This is a genomic window from Bradyrhizobium sp. SZCCT0153 (genome assembly GCF_018129995.1).
GTDB classification, from domain to species: domain Bacteria; phylum Pseudomonadota; class Alphaproteobacteria; order Rhizobiales; family Xanthobacteraceae; genus Bradyrhizobium; species Bradyrhizobium japonicum_G.
Genome location: NZ_JAFCKS010000003.1, coordinates 125,357 through 142,280, shown reverse-complemented (window position 1 = coordinate 142,280; position 16,924 = coordinate 125,357). Strand labels below are relative to the sequence as shown.

The window sequence follows — 16,924 nt, the reverse complement described above, 5'->3', positions numbered from 1 at the left end:
ATGACCGCTGAGATCATCGATGGAAAAGTCATTGCCGCGGAACTCCGTGCCCGCGTCGCCGACGAGGTCGCCCGCGTCAAACGCGAGCACGATCTGGTGCCGGGGCTTGCGGTAGTTCTGGTCGGCAGCGACCCCGCCAGCGAAGTCTATGTCCGCTCGAAGCATACCCAGACCCAGGCCGCCGGCATGGCCTCGTTCGAGCACAAGCTGCCGGCCGACGTGTCGCAGGCCGACCTGCTGGCCGTCGTTGCAAAACTCAACCGCGATCCCGCCGTGCACGGCATTCTGATACAGCTGCCGCTGCCGAAGGGACTGAACACCGAGGCTGTGATCAATGCCATCGATCCCGCCAAGGACGTCGACGGGCTGCATCCGAACAATGCCGGCCGGCTTGCGGGCGGCTTCGAGGCGCTATCGCCCTGCACGCCGCTCGGCTGCATCATCCTGACCAAGAGCGTCCATGCGTCGCTCGAAGGCATGAACGCCATCGTCATCGGCCGTTCCAATCTCGTCGGCCGGCCGCTGGTGCAATTGCTGCTCAACGAGAACGCGACGGTGACGATCGCGCATTCGCGCTCGCGCGACCTGCCCGGACTCGTGAAGCAGGCCGATCTCGTTTACGCCGCAGTTGGCAGGCCTGAGATGGTGCGTGGCGACTGGCTGAAGCCGGGCGCGACCGTGATCGACGTCGGCATCAACCGGATCCCGAGGGACGACGGCAAGACGCGGCTGGTCGGCGATGTCGCCTATCAGGAAGCGCTCAACGTCGCCGGTGCGATTACGCCGGTGCCGGGTGGCGTCGGCCAGATGACGGTGGCGTGCCTGCTGGTGAACACGCTGCGCGCGGCCTGCGCGATTGCAGGGCTGCCGAAGCCGGCGGTGTAACTGACGCTCGTGCCCCGGCTCAGCGTCGCGTCACACCGGACGGTGCTTCGCATCGCCGGGACATGCCGCGCCGCGTCCGGGACACAAGACTTACGCCTTCTTCTTCTTTTCGCGATCGATGCCTTCGAGGATCAGCTTGTGGGCATCCTCGGGGCCGCCCCAGCGCAAAATCTTCACCCACTTGCCTGGTTCGAGATCCTTGTAGTGCTCGAAGAAGTGCTGGATCTGCTGCAGCGTGATGTCTGGCAGATCGCTGTACGACTTTACCTTGTCGTAGCGCTGCGTCAGCTTCGACGACGGCACCGCCAGAATCTTCTCGTCGCCGCCGGCTTCGTCTTCCATGAACAGCACGCCGACCGGGCGCACGCTCATGACGGCGCCGGGGATGATGGCGCGGGTGTTGATGATCAGCACGTCGCAGGGATCGCCGTCATCCGACAGCGTGTGCGGGATGAAGCCGTAGTTACCGGGGTAACGCATCGGCGTGTAGAGGAAGCGGTCGACGACCAGTGTGCCGGCTTCCTTGTCCATCTCGTATTTGATCGGTTCGCCGCCCACGGGGACTTCGATGATGACGTTGACGTCGTGTGGTACGTTCTTCCCGATCGAGACCGCATCGATACGCATTCAAGGCTCCGTTGTTGCCGAGGGTAAATCGCACCCGGCAGCGATTTTGGCATTGTCATACGCGGGCTTGGCCCGCCTATCCATCGTGTTTTTGTGAAATAATGAATCCAGCGATCACCGGCTCAAGCGGCAGCGGTATCGATGGAAGGGAAACGCTGCCGGCCGGACTTCAGCAGCTCAATTGGTCCAAGCGAAGGCAACCTTGTCGAGCGACTTCGGCCCGAAACGCTCCGAGGAGCGCGCCACCATGCGGCCGCCCAGCGCCCGGTAAAACTCGGTCGCCGGATCGTTGTCCGAGAGCGCCCACACCACCATGCTTTTCAGGCCGCTCTGCATCAAGTCGCGGCGGGCGGATGTGAACAGGCGGCGGCCGAAGCCAAGGCCCTGGAATTCCGGACGCAGATAGAGCTCGTAGATCTCACCGTCGAAGTGCAGGCTTCGGGCGCGGTTGCGGCCGTAATTCGCATAGCCCGCGATCTTGTCGCCGAACACGAGCACGCTGACGCGGCTGCCCTTGCGGATCGCGCTGTCCCACCATTGCGGACCGCGGCGGTTGATCAGCTTTTCCAGTTCGGAGCCGGGAATGATGCCCTGATAGGCCGAGCGCCAGGCTTCGTCATGGGTGGACGCGACCGCAGTTGCGTCTGCAGCTTTGGCCGGCCGGACCTCGATCAGGGTTGTGCTCATGGACGCAATCAAACCAAGTCGCCGCGCCGGCGGCAAGACCTATCGTTAATTATCGGTTAACCTGTGGACTTTCTGCATCAGTATTTAACCATGTTGTACCGAAAAAAGACAGGACGCCAATTCGAACGGCATCGGCATGCCAAGCGTCGGTGCAAAACTGCTTTGCGGCAACGAATGAACGGTAATGGCAGCGCAGAAAGTCTGCCGATATTGATTCGTTCCTACTAGTGTGGCCGTCGCTGTTCGTGTCCGCCTCCGGCAATTCATGCGGCTTCTCAACACCCTCGTGCTTCTGCCTCTGCTGGCCTTGATGACTGCGCCGCCTGTGTGCGCCCAGGTCACGTTTGGTCCGTCCGGAGCGGAGGGCGATCCGTTTCGCCGGCAAGAGTGGCGCGTGCCATCGCCGGACAGCGACATTGCCGCGCATGCTCTGCTGTTTCGCCCCTCGGGCGCCGGTCCGTTCCGGCTTGCGGTGATCGCGCATGCCTCGACGCAGAACGGGCTACGTCGAGCGCAAATGCCGCAGCCGGAATACCGCGCGCTGGCAGCGTTCCTCGTCGCGCGCGGCTTCGCCGTGCTGGTGCCGGAACGGCTCGGCCATGGCGCGACCGGCGGCGGCTATGTCGAGGACCAGGGCGGCTGCGATGAGGCGGATTATGCGCGCTCCGGCCGCGTCACTGCCGACGAAATCTTCCGCGCGCTGGACTATGTGCGCATGCAGGATTTCATTCGAAAGGACGCCGCCATCGTGATCGGCCATTCCGCCGGCGGTTGGGGCGCGCTGGCGCTCGCCAATGCCGATCCGAAGGCGATATCGAGCATCATCGTCTTCGCGCCGGGGCGCGGTGGCCATGCCAATGACGAGCCCAACCGGATCTGCGCGCCGCACACGCTTGTTGCGGCGGCGGCTGAATTCGGCAAGGCCGCGCGCATCCCCGTCGTTTGGCTCGTTGCGGCCAACGACAGCTACTTTTCACCGGCATTTTCGAAAGCGTCGGTCGACGCGTTTCGCCGCAGCGGCGGCACGGCCGACTTCCGCACCTTGCCGGCCGTCGGCAGCGAGGGCCACTGGATGATCGAGACCGAGGCGGGCGTCAAAGCCTCAAGCGGCGAGCTCGCGCGCGCGCTGAACCAGCTCAAGCCCGCGGCGACCAGGACGCCATGACGCTGTATTTCCTCGTCAAATACCTGCACGTGCTCGGCGCCATCGTCATCCTCGGCACCGGAACCGGCATCGCCTTCTTCATGCTGATGGCGCATCGCACGAACGACGTGGCGTTCATCGCGCGCACCGCTTCGGTCGTGGTGGTCGCGGATGCGATCTTCACGCTGTCGGCCGTGATCCTGCAACCGATCACGGGCGGCTTGCTGATGCTGCTCTCGGCGACCTCGATCACGGAGCGCTGGCTGCTGGCCTCGCTGGTGCTGTATGCGATCGCGGGCCTGTTCTGGATTCCCGTCGTCTTCATGCAGATCGAGATGCGCGATCTCGCGCGGACGGCGGCCGAGCAACGCAGCGCGCTGCCGGAGCGCTATGTCGTGCTGTTCCGCCGCTGGTTCGCATTCGGCTTGCCCGGCTTCGGCGCGACGATGCTGATCCTCTGGCTGATGATCGCAAAACCGTTTTGAGGAAGGTCATGAGCCGGCGAACCATTCTCGTGCTCGGCGCCTCCGGCCTGATCGGCCGCTTCGTCACCGACGATCTTCGCGCGCGCGGCTTTCGCGTTGCCGGTGTGGCGCGCCGCCTGTCGGTCGCGCAGACAATGAGCGCGCTGGACATCGAGCTGCCGATCCTCTCGCTCGATGCGGCGGCTCTGACGCGTCTCCTTGGCGAGCATGCGGTCGATGTCGTCGTGAACTGCCTCGGCGTGCTCCAGGACGGTCCCGGCAGCGATACCAATGCCGTGCATAGCGATTTCGTCGCGCGCCTGCTCCAGTCCATCGGCGACAGCGGCCGCGCGATCCGGCTGGTGCACATCTCGATTCCGGGAAACGCGAGCGAGGATCGCACCGCCTTCGCGACCACCAAGCGCGAGGCCGAACGTCTGATCGCGGCCTCCGGCATTCCCCACGCCATTTTGCGGCCTGGCTTCGTGGTCGCCCCGTCCGCCTATGGCGGCAGCGCGATGCTCCGGGCGCTCGCCGCCTTTCCCATCGACTTGCCGCGTGCGGAGATGGCGACGCCGTTCCAGCCCGTCGCCATCGAGGATATCGTCGCCGCCATCGCCTGGCTCGCTGCGCGCGATATCGACGACGCATCGGTGAAGTCCGTGAGCTGGGACCTGATGCAGGCCGAGCCGATCACCATGGCCGGTGTCATCGAGCAGTTTCGACACGCGTTCGGTACCGCCGGCTGGCCGCGCGTCGCGATGGCGTCGTTCATGCTCGATCTCGGCGCCAAAATCGGCGATCTCGCCAGCTATCTCGGCTGGATGGCGCCGATGCGCACCACCGCCATCGCCGAGCTGCGCCGCGGCGTGCGTGGTGATCCCTCGGCGTGGATTGCCGCCACGGGCATCAAGCCGAAGACACTGGCTGAGACGGTCGGGCGCCATCCGGCAACCATTCAGGACAAATGGTTCGCGCGGCTGTTTTTGGTGAAGGCGCTGATCTTCGCGAGCCTGGTCACGTTCTGGCTCGTCTCCGGCTTCATCGCGCTATTCGTTTCTTACCGCGCCGCCGCCGGCATCCTGATCGCGCACAATTTTCCATCCGCGCTGGTCGATCCCGTCACCATCGGTACCAGCCTCATGGACATGAGCATCGGCGTCCTGATCGCCTTCCGCCGCACCGCGGCGATCGGCCTGATCGCAGGCATTTTCGCTTCGCTCGGCTATATGTTCGGCGCGGCGATCCTAACGCCCGACCTCTGGATCGAGCCGCTCGGCGCGCTGGTGAAGACGGGACCGGCGATCGTGCTGATGTTTGTAGCGCTCCTGATGCTGGATAATCGCTGATGGGAAAATGGCCCGACGACGACGTGATCCTGTTCGACGGCGTTTGCATCTTCTGCTCGCGCTGGGTCCGCTTCGTCGCGGCGCGCGACACCGCGAGGCGATTTCGCTTCACGCCGATCCAGTCGGAATATGGGATCCAACTCGCGCGGTCATTCGGCATCGACCCTGAGGACCCCGACACCAATGCCGTGGTCCATGGCGGCGCGGTGTTCATGAAGTCGGACGCTGCGCTGACAGTGCTGTCGCAGCTTCCCGGCTGGGGCTGGACGCGAGCGTTGTTCGCCGTGCCAAAGCCGCTGCGGGACCCGGTCTACAACCTCGTCGCGCGCAATCGCTATCGCATCTTCGGGAAGTATGATTCGTGCTTCGTGCCGGACGCGGCTTTGCGGGCGCGGGTGATCGAGTAGCTCGCTCGCAATGATGGAGTTCGTGGTTACGGCTTGCCCAGAACCCCCAGCACTTCCTTCGCAGCCCGCTCGCCGCTGTCCCGGGCCCCGTGCGCCGTCGTGAAGAAATTCGGCGACGTTGCTTCTCCGGCAAAGAACAGCCGCCCGTCCACCGGCGCCGCCAGCACGGCGCGGTCGCCGGCGTGGCCTGGCAGCGCGTGCGAGTAGGAGCCTCTTGCGAAGGGATCATGTGCCCAGCGCGATTCGTACAGCGGCTTGAGCTTTCGCCTGATGTCGTTGCCGAGGAAGCCCGCGATCTCGTCGATGCTTTGCGCGGCGATGGCGCCGGCGCCGGCGTCTTCCAGCGCCCGGGCAAAGCTGCCGCCGAAAAAACCTTCGATGCAGGGCTGTCCGAACGGGCGGATGTGGTAGGTGCCCATCTCGGTGCGCATGGTGGCGCCGCGCAGATTGCCTTCAATCGGGAAGGCTTCGGCATCGCCGAGCGCCAGCGTCACCTTGTCGTCGACGCCGAGCGGCAGGCCGGCTGCGGCATCGACCTTGGCGGGCAAGGCGGGCGCGAAACGGATCGCTTGATCGGCGATGAGATTGGTCGGCACGGTGACGATCACCTTGTCCGCGGTCAGCGTGCCCCGCGACGTCTCGATGCGGATGCGCCGGCCGGAATGATCGATCAGCGTCACCTCGCAGGTCAGCGCCACCGGGCAGGGGGCGCCATAGGCCGCGATCAACGCGCCATAGCCGCGGCGGACGCGCCAATTGAGGTCGCTGTCCTCATAGGCGTCCCAGTCCAGCGTCGACATGTCCTTCAGTTCGCAGCCGTTGATGTAGGACGAGACCGCGTCGATCATGGGATTCCAGCGATTGCCGGGCTCCAGGCTCACGCTCGCGGGTTCGTCCTTGCCGTTTTGCGCGGCCTGCCAGAGGCGCTCGTAGAACGCCTCCATGGCGCGCATGAAATCGTCGCGCTGGCTTTGCGGAAATGCGTTGCCGAAGGCACGGTCGCGCCAAGGCGGCAGGTCCTTGTTGACCTCGAAACCGAGCTGCTTTGCGATTCCGACGAAGGAGTTTCGGTCCGCCGAATGCAGCCAGCCGCAGCCGACGTCGAATGTCACCTCGGACGAGGCCTGCACCGTCCAGGCGCGCCCGCCGAGGCGGTTGCGCGCTTCCAGCACCACCACGGAGAGGCCGGAGCTTTGCAGGGCATGTGCCGCACCGAGGCCGGCGGCGCCGGCGCCGATGATCGCGACATCGACGGAGGAGGGCAGGGAGCTCATGACCGGGCTCTAGCACGTTCGCCGGATGCGCTGAAGCCGGAGAGGCGTGCAGCTATCGTGTCCCGGACGCGCTACGCTGCGTCCGGGACACAAGAGTGGCTTACGCCACCGCTTCCTTGGATTTTTCCGCGCGCTTGCGCTCGTTCGGGTCGAGGTGCCGCTTGCGCAGGCGGATCGACTTCGGCGTGATCTCGACCAACTCGTCGTCCTCGATATAGGCCAGCGCCTTTTCCAGCGTCATGCGGATCGGCGGGGTCAGGCGCACGGCTTCGTCCTTGGAGGTCGTGCGGATGTTGGTGAGCTGCTTGCCCTTGAGCACGTTGATCTCGAGGTCGTTGTCGCGGGTGTGCTCGCCGACGATCATGCCCTTGTAGACCTTCCAGCCCGGCTCGATCATCATCGGGCCGCGATCTTCCAGCTTGAACATGGCGTAGGCCACGGCCTCGCCCTGGTCGTTGGAGATCAAGACGCCGTTGCGGCGGCCCTGGATCTCGCCCTTGTACGGCGCATAGCCGTGGAACAGGCGGTTCATGATCGCGGTGCCGCGGGTGTCGGTGAGCAGTTCGCCCTGGTAGCCGATCAAGCCGCGGGTCGGCGCGTAGAACACCAGCCGCAGGCGGTTGCCGCCGGACGGCTTCATCTCGATCAGCTCGGACTTGCGCTCGCTCATCTTCTGCACGACGACGCCGGAATGCTCCTCGTCGACGTCGATGACGACCTCCTCAATCGGCTCCAGGGTGGCGCCGGTGGCCTCGTCCTTCTGGAACACGACGCGCGGACGTGACACCGAGAGCTCGAAGCCCTCGCGGCGCATGGTCTCGATCAGGATCGCGAGCTGCAATTCGCCGCGGCCCGAGACTTCCATGGCGTCCTTGTCGGAGGCTTCAACCACGCGCAGCGCGACGTTGCCTTCGGACTCGCGCAGCAGGCGGTCGCGGATCATACGGCTGGTCACCTTGTCGCCTTCGGTGCCGGCGAGCGGCGAGTTGTTGACGATGAAGGACATCGACACGGTCGGCGGGTCGATCGGCTGCGCCACGAGCGGCGTATCGACCGACGGATCGCAGAAGGTGTCGGCGACCGTGCCCTTGGTCAGGCCGGCGATCGCGACGATGTCGCCTGCGTCGGCTTCCTCGAGAGGAGTGCGCTCGATGCCGCGGAAGGCGAGGATCTTGGTGATGCGGCCCTGCTCGATCGTCTTGCCGTCGGCGCCCAGCACCTTCACGGCCTGGTTCGGCTTGATCGAGCCTGAGGAGATGCGGCCGGTGATGATGCGGCCGAGATAGGGGTTGGCTTCCAGAATGGTGCCGATCATGCGGAACGGGCCTTCTTCGACCGTCGGCGGCGCGACATGGCGCACGATCAGGTCGAACAGCGGCTGCATGCCGGCTTCCTGAGATCCATCCGGGCTCTCGGCCATCCAGCCCTGCTTGGCCGATCCGTAGAGGATCGGGAAGTCGAGCTGTTCCTCGCTGGCGTCGAGCGCCGCGAACAGGTCGAACACCTCGTTGATGACTTCGGTCGCTCGCGCGTCGGGGCGGTCGACCTTGTTGATGACGACGATCGGCTTCAGACCGACCTTGAGCGCCTTGGAGACCACGAATTTGGTCTGCGGCAGCGGGCCTTCGGCGGCGTCCACCAGCACCAGCGCGCCGTCCACCATGTTCAGGATGCGCTCGACCTCACCGCCGAAATCGGCGTGGCCGGGGGTGTCGACGATGTTGATGCGGGTGTCCTTCCACTGCACCGAGGCCGCCTTGGCCAGGATGGTGATGCCGCGCTCGCGCTCCAGATCGTTGGAGTCCATGGCGCGCTCGGTCACCTTCTGGTTCTCGCGATAGGTGCCGGATTGCTGGAGGAGGCGGTCGACGAGGGTCGTCTTGCCGTGGTCGACGTGGGCGATGATGGCGATGTTGCGAAGGTTCATGAGTGGGCTTCTTTGCAGTCGGACAATGGGTTAAGCGCGATCTCGCCGGTCAGACCGGGACCTCTTCTCGAAACAACGCTGGAAGACTGGAAACGGGGCGCTTTCCGCCCAAAAAGGAAACCCGGCCATATCGACCGGGCACCCTATGCGTTGCGGCGCAATATAGGCAAAAACCGCCAAAAAACAATGCGTTCTTTGGGCCTTGGTTGACTGAATTTTGTCCGGGGATTCCCGGGGGTTAGGCGAAAAGCCCGGCTCAGACGCGCCGGCCCTTGATGGCGGCCCAGATCAGGGCGACCCCGCCCAGCCCCACGACCAGGCCCAGGAACACCAGGGGCGCGATATCGGAATCGATCCGGCCGCTGTCGGATATTGAAATTCCGCCGAACAACAGCGCGCAGACACCGGGCAGCAGCAGCATGATCCCGAAGATCGCCATCAGCGCGGTCAGGCAGCCGCTGCGCGGCGCGGTCGGAGGCGGAGGCGGTGCCGGTGGCATGCGGTTGGAATCGCTCATGGGTCCCTCGTCGCTCACCGCGGCACCTCCTCCTTCTGCCTTGCTTCCCGATAAGTCTGCCCGGCCAGCGCGGCTCGGATGCTGTCGATCTTCCCGTTGCGGTAGAACAGATTGTAGGTGTCGAAGGGAATGATCGCGCCCTGCGGCGTCACGAAATGGATGCAGCTGCGCTTGACGTTGCCCACGCAGAAATTGAAGCGATCGAGAAACTGCACAATGGTGACGCGGAAGACGTTCTCGTAAGTGAGGCCTTCCGGCACCTCGAAGCTCGGCAGGCAGCACAGCAATTCGCAGACGCGTTCGCTCGTGTTCAGCGGTCCCGAGGATAGCGAAAACAGATCGATGAATTTCTCCCGCAGCGCCGGATGCTTCTCCGGGCTGATCGTATTGGGCAACAATGCGACGAGTTGCTCCTGCGGGATCAGCGAGGTCAGCGGCAGCACCTTCTCGCCATTGCGCAGGCCGTAGCCGATCGAGATGCTTTCGGGGTTGCAGGGTAGGGGAATCATGTCCTTGTCGCCGAACACGCCGGTTTCGACCACGCGCTTGCGGATCTCGGACAGCATGATGCGGTCGGTGTTCTTGTCGAAATTCTCGTTGCGGCCGGCGTCCTGCACCGGCTGCAACGTGACGCCGCGCACGCATTTCCAGGTCAGCGCGTGACGAACGATGTCGCCGATCTCGGCATCGTTGACGCCGCGCTTGATGGTGGCCACCAGCGTGGTCGATACGCCAAAATGCTCGAGATTTTCCAGCGCCTGCTGGCGGATCTTGCGCAAATCCGCGCCGCGCAGATTGATCAACGCATCGCGTTCGAGCGAATCGAACTGGAGATAGACCTCGAGCCCGCGCTTGTTCTCGGCGAGCCGCGCCACGAAATCCTTTTCGCGGGCGATGCGCAGGCCGTTGGTGTTGATCATGACGTGGCGGATCGGGCGGGCACGGACGGCATCGAGGATCTCGAAGAAATCCGGATGCAGCGTCGGCTCGCCGCCCGAGATCTGCACCAGATCCGGCTCGCCTTCGCTGGCGACCAGTGCGTCCAGCATCGTCTCGACGGTGGCGAGCGGGGTGAACTGGGTTCGCGCAGGCGAGGATTCCGCGAAGCAGACCGGGCAGGTGAGGTTGCAGTGCTCGGTGATCTCGATCAGCGCCAGGCAGGAATGCTGCTCGTGATCGGCACACAGCCCGCAATCATAGGGACAGCCGAATTCCGTGCGCTGCTGGAATTGCAGCGGCCTGTCACCCGGCTTGATGAACTCCTTGCACAGGCGCCAATAGGCGGCATCCGTCGATACCAGCGTCGACTGGACGCCATGCTCGTTGCAGCGCTTCTCGTACCAGACCTCGTTGTCGAGGATCTGGATCTTGGCCGGCACCAGCTTCAGGCAGGTCTCGCAAAGTGACTGCGTCTGGCCCCAGAAGACGTAGGGACGCGACTTACGCAACGGCGCGTTCATGCATGGATCTCGCTTTGGGCGCCGTCGCCAGCATGATTGCGGCGTAGAGCAGGATGGACATCGACAGCAGGTGAAATAGCGTGAAGGGGCCGATCAGCGGGCCATAGGGCTTGAGGAATTCCCACAGGAATCGCTGCGCTCCATAATAGGCCAGGACGAGGTAGAAACCATTGGTGATCACAAACGCGTTCCGGTTCAACACCGCCAGCACATAGAGCAGCGCGAATACGGCCATTGCGGCGCTCTCGTAGAGTTGCACGGGATGGCGCGGGACGCCGTCGCCGAAATCATGGCCCCAGGGTAATGCCGTCGGCGTGCCGTAGGTGAAATCGTCGAGGCCGGCGAAATAGCAGCCGAGCCGGCCAATCGCGATGCCGAGCGCCAGCGGCAGCGCAAACCGCGCGCCGGTTCGCACGGTGATCCCCGCGGACCATTTGTAGAGTTCGATCGCCACGATGCCGCCGGCGAGCGCACCTTCCACCGAGCGCGCAATGCCGCTCTGGCCCGACAGCCACAGATTGGCGGAGCCGAACAGGTAGGCGCCGAGGCCCGCACCGAACACCAGCACGGCGACGTAGGGCAGCTCGAAGGATTGCGCCGGAAACCGCAAGCCCCGTCGCGCCAGCCAGTAGAGCGCAGCGGCGGCGGCAAGCCACGCCGCGACATCGAAGAGAGTGTGAAGGAAAGCCCCGCTCATGCGGGATGAGCATAGCACGGCGACCACGGCGTCGCACGCCGACCTCCTCCCCGGGGGCGGATCTATCGGGAGAGCAGGGTGGAGCGATTACCCTGCGTCGCGCGTTTCCTCGGTCGGATAGACCCCGCGCAGCACCTCCTCGAAGTGCATCTTCACGGCGTCGTTGCACAGGCAGGCGCGCAGGCGCAGGCCGTCGCGGTTGCGGACCAGGATCGATCCGCGCCGCGTGTCGAGCACGCCTTCCGCCTTGAACGATTGGAGCACGCGGCTGGCATAGCTGCGGCCGACGCCGAGCAGCGTCGCGAGCTGTTCGTGCGTCAGCGGCACGCTGTTCTCGTCGCCGGTCCGCTCCATCGCCGCCAGGATCCATTTGGCGGTACGTTGCTCGATCGAGTGAATGGCGTTGCAGGCCGTCGACTGGAAGATCTGTGCCAGCAAGCAATCGGCATAGCGGGCAAAGACATTGCGCAGCGACGCCGAGCGCAGCTTGGCCGCTTCCAGCTTGCCGACGTGAATGCGCGCAAACGGCCCGCCGAACTTCACGCAGATCCGGGTGTAGGCCGGCAGAAACCCCTCGCTGACGATGCCGCCCACCGCGCCCTCGCGGCCGACCAGGATGGTCTCGACGTCGCGGCCGTCCTCATTGGGGACGAGAAAGGTCGCGAGCGACGGTCCGCAGGGGAAGTGAACCACCTGGACGTCGTCGCCGGGGTTGTACAGCAGCTCGCTCGCCGCGGAATCCTCGACCGCCACGTGAGGCCCGAGCAGGGCGTAGTCGGCCTGGCTCAGGCGCCTCAGGAGATTGTTGGCCGGCCGGCTCTCGACCTCGGCTGCCCTACCGATCCGCGCATCCATCGTGAACTCCCCATCCTTCCTCTTACATAGCGGGTTCCGCCCGGCGCTTGTGTGCACAAGTGGACAGACTGGAGAACTATGATGTGGTGGGTTTCGTTCCAGGAACCCTTCGATGCGCTAGGTGAGGCGTCGTGGTGCGGCTGTCCCGATCAGAAAACCTCCAAATTCAAGATGAGATCATGACACCCGCACTTTCAGATGACCGAGCCTGGCCGGCCGATGTCCTGATCGTCGAGGACGATCCGATCATCGCGATCGATTTCGAGGATCGGCTGCTCGGATTCGGGGTCAAGGGCGTGCGGACCGTCGGTTCGGTCAGCCAGGCGCTGGACGCCATCGCGAAGCGTGCGCCGGATTTCGCGCTGCTCGACGTCGAACTGATCCGGGAGAAGAGCTTTGCGATCGCCGAGCGGCTGGCTTCCTTGAAGATTCCGTTCGTCTTCGTCACCGGTTACGGCGCCGATGCACGCATTCCGCCGGAATTCGTCAGCCAGCCGCGCCTGCAGAAGCCGTGTTCGACCGACGCGCTCGAGGCCGCGCTCCAGGTCCGCGCGGCCGATTAGCGATGCGGCGTCAGGCCTGCTTCGGATCGAGCGTGGTCGACCACAGCGCGACGTCGGCGCGGTCGCGCAAGGTCACCGTCATCCGGCCGGAGGCGCCGTCGATCTTGACGTGACCGAAGAACTGCATGCCGGCCGATGGCGGCAGGTTCTGGCTGTCCTTGTCCGGCGCCTTGACGAAGCGCACCTCGGGCCCAAAGGTGTTGTCGAGCGCGTTCGGACCGAAGGTGCCCGCATGCAGCGGTCCCGAGACGAATTCCCAGAACGGCTCGAACTCCTGGAATTGCGCCTTGTTCGGATCGTAATAATGCGCGGCGGCGTAGTGCACGTCCGCAGTCAGCCACACCGTGTTGCTGATCGGCGCCATCTTGATGAAGCGCAGGATGTCGGCGATCTCGAACTCGCGGCCGCGCACCGGGCCGTCGCCTTGCGCGAACGCTTCCGAGCCGCCCTTCGGCGTGTCCGCGACGACGAGGCTGAGCGGCATGTCGGAGGCGATCACCTTCCAGGTCGCGCGGGAATTCAAAAGGCCGCGCTTGAGCCAGGCCATCTGGTCCGGGCCGAGGAAGTAGCTGGCCGGCCCGTAAGCGGCTTCGAGATTGGCGCCGTTGGGGCCGCGATAGCTGCGCTCGTCGAGCACGAACACGTCGAGATGCGGGCCGTACGAGATCTGGCGATAGACCCGGCCGGGCTCATTGATGCTTTCGCGCATCGGATACATCTCGTGGAAGGCGCGGCCCGCGCGGGCCGCCAGTAGCGAGATGTCGCGCACCTTGTAGGTCGCGGGCAGCTCCTTCGACAGCGACCAGTTGTTGGTCACCTCGTGGTCGTCCCATTGAACGAAGATCGGCACTTCGGCATTGAAGGCGCGGACATTGTCGTCGATCAGATTGTATTTGTGCGCGGCGCGGTACTCGTCCAGCGTCTCTGCAACCTTGGCCTTTTCCGGAATCGTGACGTTCTTCCAGATCTTGCCGTCGGCGAGCTTCACCTCGGACTGGATCGGACCGTCGGCATAGATGGTGTCGCCGGAATGCAGGAAGAAATCCGGCTTGTGCTTGCGCATCGCGGCGAAGGTGACCATGCCGCCGTCATCGGGATTGATGCCCCAACCCTGGCCGGCGACGTCGCCGCCCCAGACGAAGCTGACATCGCGGCGGTCGGCCGGCGCGGTACGAAAGCGGCCGATCACCGGCTCGCCTTCCACCGCGGTGTGCGAGAGATCGCGAAAACGAACGCGGTAAAAGATATCCTGTCCGCCCGGCAGGTTTTCGATCAGCATCTTTGCGGTAAAGTCGCTCTCGGGCAGCGCCGCGATCGGCGGCAGCGCGCGGGCGTCCTTGAACGATTCCGTCGTTGCCACCTCGACCAGCATCTGCGACGGACGATCGGCGCGCGCCCAGACCACGCCGCCGTCGACGGTGACGTCGCCCGACTGCACGCCGTGGGTCACGGCCGGCCGGTCGGCCGCGCGGGAGAGATAGGGCATTGCGACCGCGCCAAGCGCGCCGGCGCTGGTCGTCAGGAAACGGCGGCGGGAGAATTTGATGTTCATGGGACGGTCTCGATCGCGTGGAGACGGCCGCCCCGGCGGCCGCAACGGTGAAGTCCGATGCTATATTGAGGCAATGTGACGCAGCGATTACGCGCGCAGGCGTCTACCCGTTGCCGGCGGCCCTGAACTGCGGGCCTGCGCGTTGCGGGCTCTGCGGCTGGCTGTACAGCACCGCCTTGCGGTCGGCGACAGCGGCGTGGAACTGGTCGAGCGCGATGTTGAAGGCAGTGAGGGCGCCTTCCTCGATCGCGCCGTGGTCGTAGCAGCGCAGCGTGTCACGCAGGATCTCGTCGGCCTCGGTCTGCATCTGGTCGAGATCTTCGGTGGTCTCGCTCTTCCGTGCGGCGGGGATCATGTCGAGCAGCCGCTCGCGCAGATGGCTGTTGTTGTCGCGCTCGTCCTTCTTCAGATAGCCCGCAAACCAGGCGCCGAGCGAGCCCATGGCCGAGAGCGCCATCAGGGTCCACCAGATGTAATCGCTGTATTTGTCGAGGAAGGTCTTCTCCTCGCCGTCGACGAAGGCGGCCGCGCCCGGATGCGCGGGGATCACCGCATCCTTGTCGGTGTCGGGCGTTTCGATCTTTGCCGTCAGCGGGAATTCCGTTACCAATTGCTGGCGGACCGCGAAAAGCTGGCGCGTGAACGCCGCGATGGTGGTTTCGGACACGGCCTTCCGCGCCACGATGTGGTGCGCGAAGCTGATGGTCTTGACCTCGTCGTCCGGACGAGAGGGCGAGCCGCCATAGGTGCCGGCGGGAATCTCCGATGCTTCATAGACCGGATGATTCTGTGCGATCGCATCCGCCGAATCGATCGCGAGGAAGGCCGGCGTGCCGAAATCCTTGGCGGATGCGGCGATCGCATCCGACGTGATCTTGCTGTTGACGGGGCCGGCCGCGAGATAGGCATCGGCCTTCTGGGCCTTGATCGCCTCGGCGGCTTCATTGGCCGGGAACTGAATGATCTCGACCTTGGCGGGATCGACGCCGTATTGCTGGAGGATCACCTTGAGCAGGTTGACGTTGGCCTGGGTGCGGCCGACCACGCCGACGCGATGGCCGGCGAGCTGCGTGATCTTGGTGATCTTCGCGCCCTTCTTCTTGCCCTTGCCGGGCACCGACCACAGCACCACGACGTTCTTGCGCAGGATTGCGACCGCTTGCGCGTTCTTCGGCACGTCGACGTCGCCGCGCACGATGGCGAGGTCGGCCTTGCCTTCCGCGAGCGCTTCGGCGCTGGCGGTGGCGCCGTCGGTCTGGATCGGGCGCAGCCGCACCTGGCTCTTGCTCTGCGCGAAGGCCTGCGTCAACGCCTGCACGACCTTGAGGTCATCGCTGTTGGCGGGACCGACCGCGATCTTCAGCGTCACCGGACGCATCGCGAAATAATAGCCGCCGGCCAGCGCTCCGACGATCGCAAGCACCAGTGCGAGAGTCACGAGCGCCGTCTTCCGCGCCGCTGATCGCGGCGAAGGCGGGTTGGGCGCTTCGGCCAGGTCCAATCCCCCGGTCATCGATCTCCCGAACAGTCGCTTGAGGCTCAGTTTCATCTTGGCCGGCGATTTACACCCGCAAGTGTAGCAAATTTCTTGTCCAGCGGGGTTACATCTCCGTCATGGTTAGCGGATGGAGCAAATCCCGGATGAACCCGGGGTGTCAGCACGGAGTTAGGGTAAAGTTCCCCTGAAGCAAGGAGGCGAGGATGGCAGAACGGCTTTCGGCGGAGGCGCGCAGGCAGGCGATCGGAGGACTATCGGGCTGGACCGAGATCGAGGGTCGCGACGCGATCGCGAAGACCTTTGTCTTCAAGGACTTCAACGAGGCGTTCGGCTTCATGACCAGGGCCGCGCTGGTCGCCGAGAAGATGGACCACCACCCCGAATGGCGTAACGTCTACAAGACGGTGGAGGTGGTGCTGTCGACCCATGATGCCGGCGGCGTCACCGCGCTCGACATCGAGCTGGCCAAGACGATGAACGCGATCGCCAGGCTGACACCAGGCTGACGTCTTGCAGCGACCGGGGGCATCCTTATCTTGTGGTCAGCACGGGATGCGGCGATCTGCCTCCCCTTGCTGAACCGGGAGTTTTCCGAACATGGCTGCCGAACACAGCGTCGGTTTCGAGCCGGCCGACCGGCTCGCGGAAGATCGCGAGGGCGTACGCCGCCGCTTCTGGCGCAAGCTGAAGCGCGTTGCCGCGCATCTGCCGTTCGCCGAAGACCTGCTCGCCGCCTATTACTGCGCGTTCGACCGGCAGACGCCGCGCCACGTTCAGGCCTCGCTGCTCGGGGCGATCGCCTATTTCATCCTGCCGTTCGACTTCGTTCCCGACGTGATGCCGATCCTCGGCTTCACCGACGACGCCGCCGTGCTCGCCACCGCCATCCGCATGGTCGCCGGCCATATCACGACGGAACATCGTGAGGCTGCGCGTGCTGTTTTGAAGCGTGGGCTGGGTGAGGGGGAAGCGCAGTAGCAGTGCGCTACTTGCACTCCAACGTCGTCCTGGCGAAAGC

18 protein-coding genes are annotated in these 16,924 nt (G+C 64.7%); 8 read left to right on the top strand and 10 right to left on the bottom strand.

What is annotated here, in order from left to right; translation table 11 throughout:
- Positions 1-885, top strand: a complete 885-nt coding sequence (gene folD, locus JQ572_RS14355; RefSeq protein WP_211383694.1) for a bifunctional methylenetetrahydrofolate dehydrogenase/methenyltetrahydrofolate cyclohydrolase FolD — start codon at positions 1-3, stop codon at positions 883-885.
- Between the two features lie 90 nt (positions 886-975).
- On the opposite strand, the gene ppa is transcribed toward folD, so the two are convergent.
- Together ppa and JQ572_RS14345 are read right to left on the bottom strand one after the other, a co-directional pair.
- Positions 976-1,512: an inorganic diphosphatase gene (ppa, locus tag JQ572_RS14350; protein ID WP_007604168.1), complete on the bottom strand. Its 537-nt coding sequence runs from the start codon at positions 1,510-1,512 to the stop codon at positions 976-978.
- Between the two features lie 177 nt (positions 1,513-1,689).
- Complete coding sequence (locus JQ572_RS14345; RefSeq protein WP_211383693.1) at positions 1,690-2,199, bottom strand: GNAT family N-acetyltransferase; 510 nt, start codon at positions 2,197-2,199, stop codon at positions 1,690-1,692.
- 265 nt (positions 2,200-2,464) lie between these two features.
- Between JQ572_RS14345 and JQ572_RS14340 the strand changes: the two genes are divergently transcribed.
- From JQ572_RS14340 to JQ572_RS14325, 4 genes are read left to right on the top strand one after another with little or no spacing between them, the layout of a single operon-like run.
- On the top strand, positions 2,465-3,364 hold the full coding sequence (locus JQ572_RS14340; RefSeq protein WP_211383692.1) for a dienelactone hydrolase family protein: 900 nt from the start codon (positions 2,465-2,467) through the stop codon (positions 3,362-3,364).
- Positions 3,361-3,828, top strand: a complete 468-nt coding sequence (locus tag JQ572_RS14335) for a DUF2269 family protein (protein WP_211383691.1) — start codon at positions 3,361-3,363, stop codon at positions 3,826-3,828. Before JQ572_RS14340 ends, JQ572_RS14335 begins: the two co-directional genes overlap by 4 nt.
- A gap of 8 nt (positions 3,829-3,836) precedes the next feature.
- Positions 3,837-5,156: an SDR family oxidoreductase gene (locus JQ572_RS14330; protein WP_211383690.1), complete on the top strand. Its 1,320-nt coding sequence runs from the start codon at positions 3,837-3,839 to the stop codon at positions 5,154-5,156.
- On the top strand, positions 5,156-5,563 hold the full coding sequence (locus JQ572_RS14325) for a thiol-disulfide oxidoreductase DCC family protein (protein WP_211383689.1): 408 nt from the start codon (positions 5,156-5,158) through the stop codon (positions 5,561-5,563). The genes JQ572_RS14330 and JQ572_RS14325 overlap by 1 nt, the downstream gene beginning before the upstream one ends.
- 26 nt (positions 5,564-5,589) lie before the next feature.
- Here the strand turns inward: JQ572_RS14325 and JQ572_RS14320 are convergent, their stop codons facing one another.
- The 6 genes from JQ572_RS14320 to JQ572_RS14295 all read right to left on the bottom strand — a co-directional run bounded on the left by JQ572_RS14320 (position 5,590) and on the right by JQ572_RS14295 (position 12,293).
- Entirely contained in the window at positions 5,590-6,837 is a 1,248-nt protein-coding gene (locus JQ572_RS14320; protein ID WP_211383688.1) for a flavin monoamine oxidase family protein, read from the bottom strand.
- A 100-nt stretch (positions 6,838-6,937) separates the two neighbouring features.
- A complete protein-coding gene (gene typA / locus JQ572_RS14315) occupies positions 6,938-8,764 on the bottom strand; it encodes a translational GTPase TypA (RefSeq protein ID WP_211383687.1) in 1,827 nt (608 codons plus the stop codon).
- A gap of 256 nt (positions 8,765-9,020) precedes the next feature.
- Entirely contained in the window at positions 9,021-9,281 is a 261-nt protein-coding gene (locus tag JQ572_RS14310) for a hypothetical protein (protein WP_211383686.1), read from the bottom strand.
- Between the two features lie 14 nt (positions 9,282-9,295).
- The gene (locus JQ572_RS14305) at positions 9,296-10,741 is read right to left on the bottom strand and encodes a radical SAM protein (protein ID WP_211383685.1); all 1,446 of its coding nucleotides are present in this window, start codon (positions 10,739-10,741) and stop codon (positions 9,296-9,298) included.
- A complete protein-coding gene (locus JQ572_RS14300) occupies positions 10,722-11,438 on the bottom strand; it encodes a prolipoprotein diacylglyceryl transferase (protein ID WP_211383684.1) in 717 nt (238 codons plus the stop codon). Before JQ572_RS14300 ends, JQ572_RS14305 begins: the two co-directional genes overlap by 20 nt.
- Before the next feature lie 87 nt (positions 11,439-11,525).
- The gene (locus JQ572_RS14295) at positions 11,526-12,293 is read right to left on the bottom strand and encodes a Crp/Fnr family transcriptional regulator (protein WP_211383683.1); all 768 of its coding nucleotides are present in this window, start codon (positions 12,291-12,293) and stop codon (positions 11,526-11,528) included.
- 179 nt (positions 12,294-12,472) lie between these two features.
- On the opposite strand from JQ572_RS14295, the gene JQ572_RS14290 reads away from it, so the two are divergent.
- Positions 12,473-12,856 carry a response regulator gene (locus JQ572_RS14290; RefSeq protein ID WP_211383682.1) on the top strand — a complete coding sequence of 128 codons (384 nt, stop codon included), beginning with the start codon at positions 12,473-12,475 and terminating at the stop codon, positions 12,854-12,856.
- Between the two features lie 10 nt (positions 12,857-12,866).
- Here the strand turns inward: JQ572_RS14290 and JQ572_RS14285 are convergent, their stop codons facing one another.
- Both JQ572_RS14285 and JQ572_RS14280 read right to left on the bottom strand, forming a co-directional pair.
- Positions 12,867-14,408, bottom strand: coding sequence for an alkaline phosphatase D family protein (locus JQ572_RS14285; RefSeq protein ID WP_211383681.1), 1,542 nt, complete (start codon positions 14,406-14,408; stop codon positions 12,867-12,869).
- 103 nt (positions 14,409-14,511) lie between these two features.
- Positions 14,512-15,957 carry a TAXI family TRAP transporter solute-binding subunit gene (locus JQ572_RS14280; protein WP_211383680.1) on the bottom strand — a complete coding sequence of 482 codons (1,446 nt, stop codon included), beginning with the start codon at positions 15,955-15,957 and terminating at the stop codon, positions 14,512-14,514.
- A gap of 152 nt (positions 15,958-16,109) precedes the next feature.
- On the opposite strand from JQ572_RS14280, the gene JQ572_RS14275 reads away from it, so the two are divergent.
- Positions 16,110-16,412, top strand: coding sequence for a 4a-hydroxytetrahydrobiopterin dehydratase (locus JQ572_RS14275; protein WP_211383679.1), 303 nt, complete (start codon positions 16,110-16,112; stop codon positions 16,410-16,412).
- A gap of 91 nt (positions 16,413-16,503) precedes the next feature.
- Entirely contained in the window at positions 16,504-16,884 is a 381-nt protein-coding gene (locus JQ572_RS14270; protein WP_211383678.1) for a YkvA family protein, read from the top strand.
- Positions 16,885-16,924 lie beyond the last annotated feature (40 nt).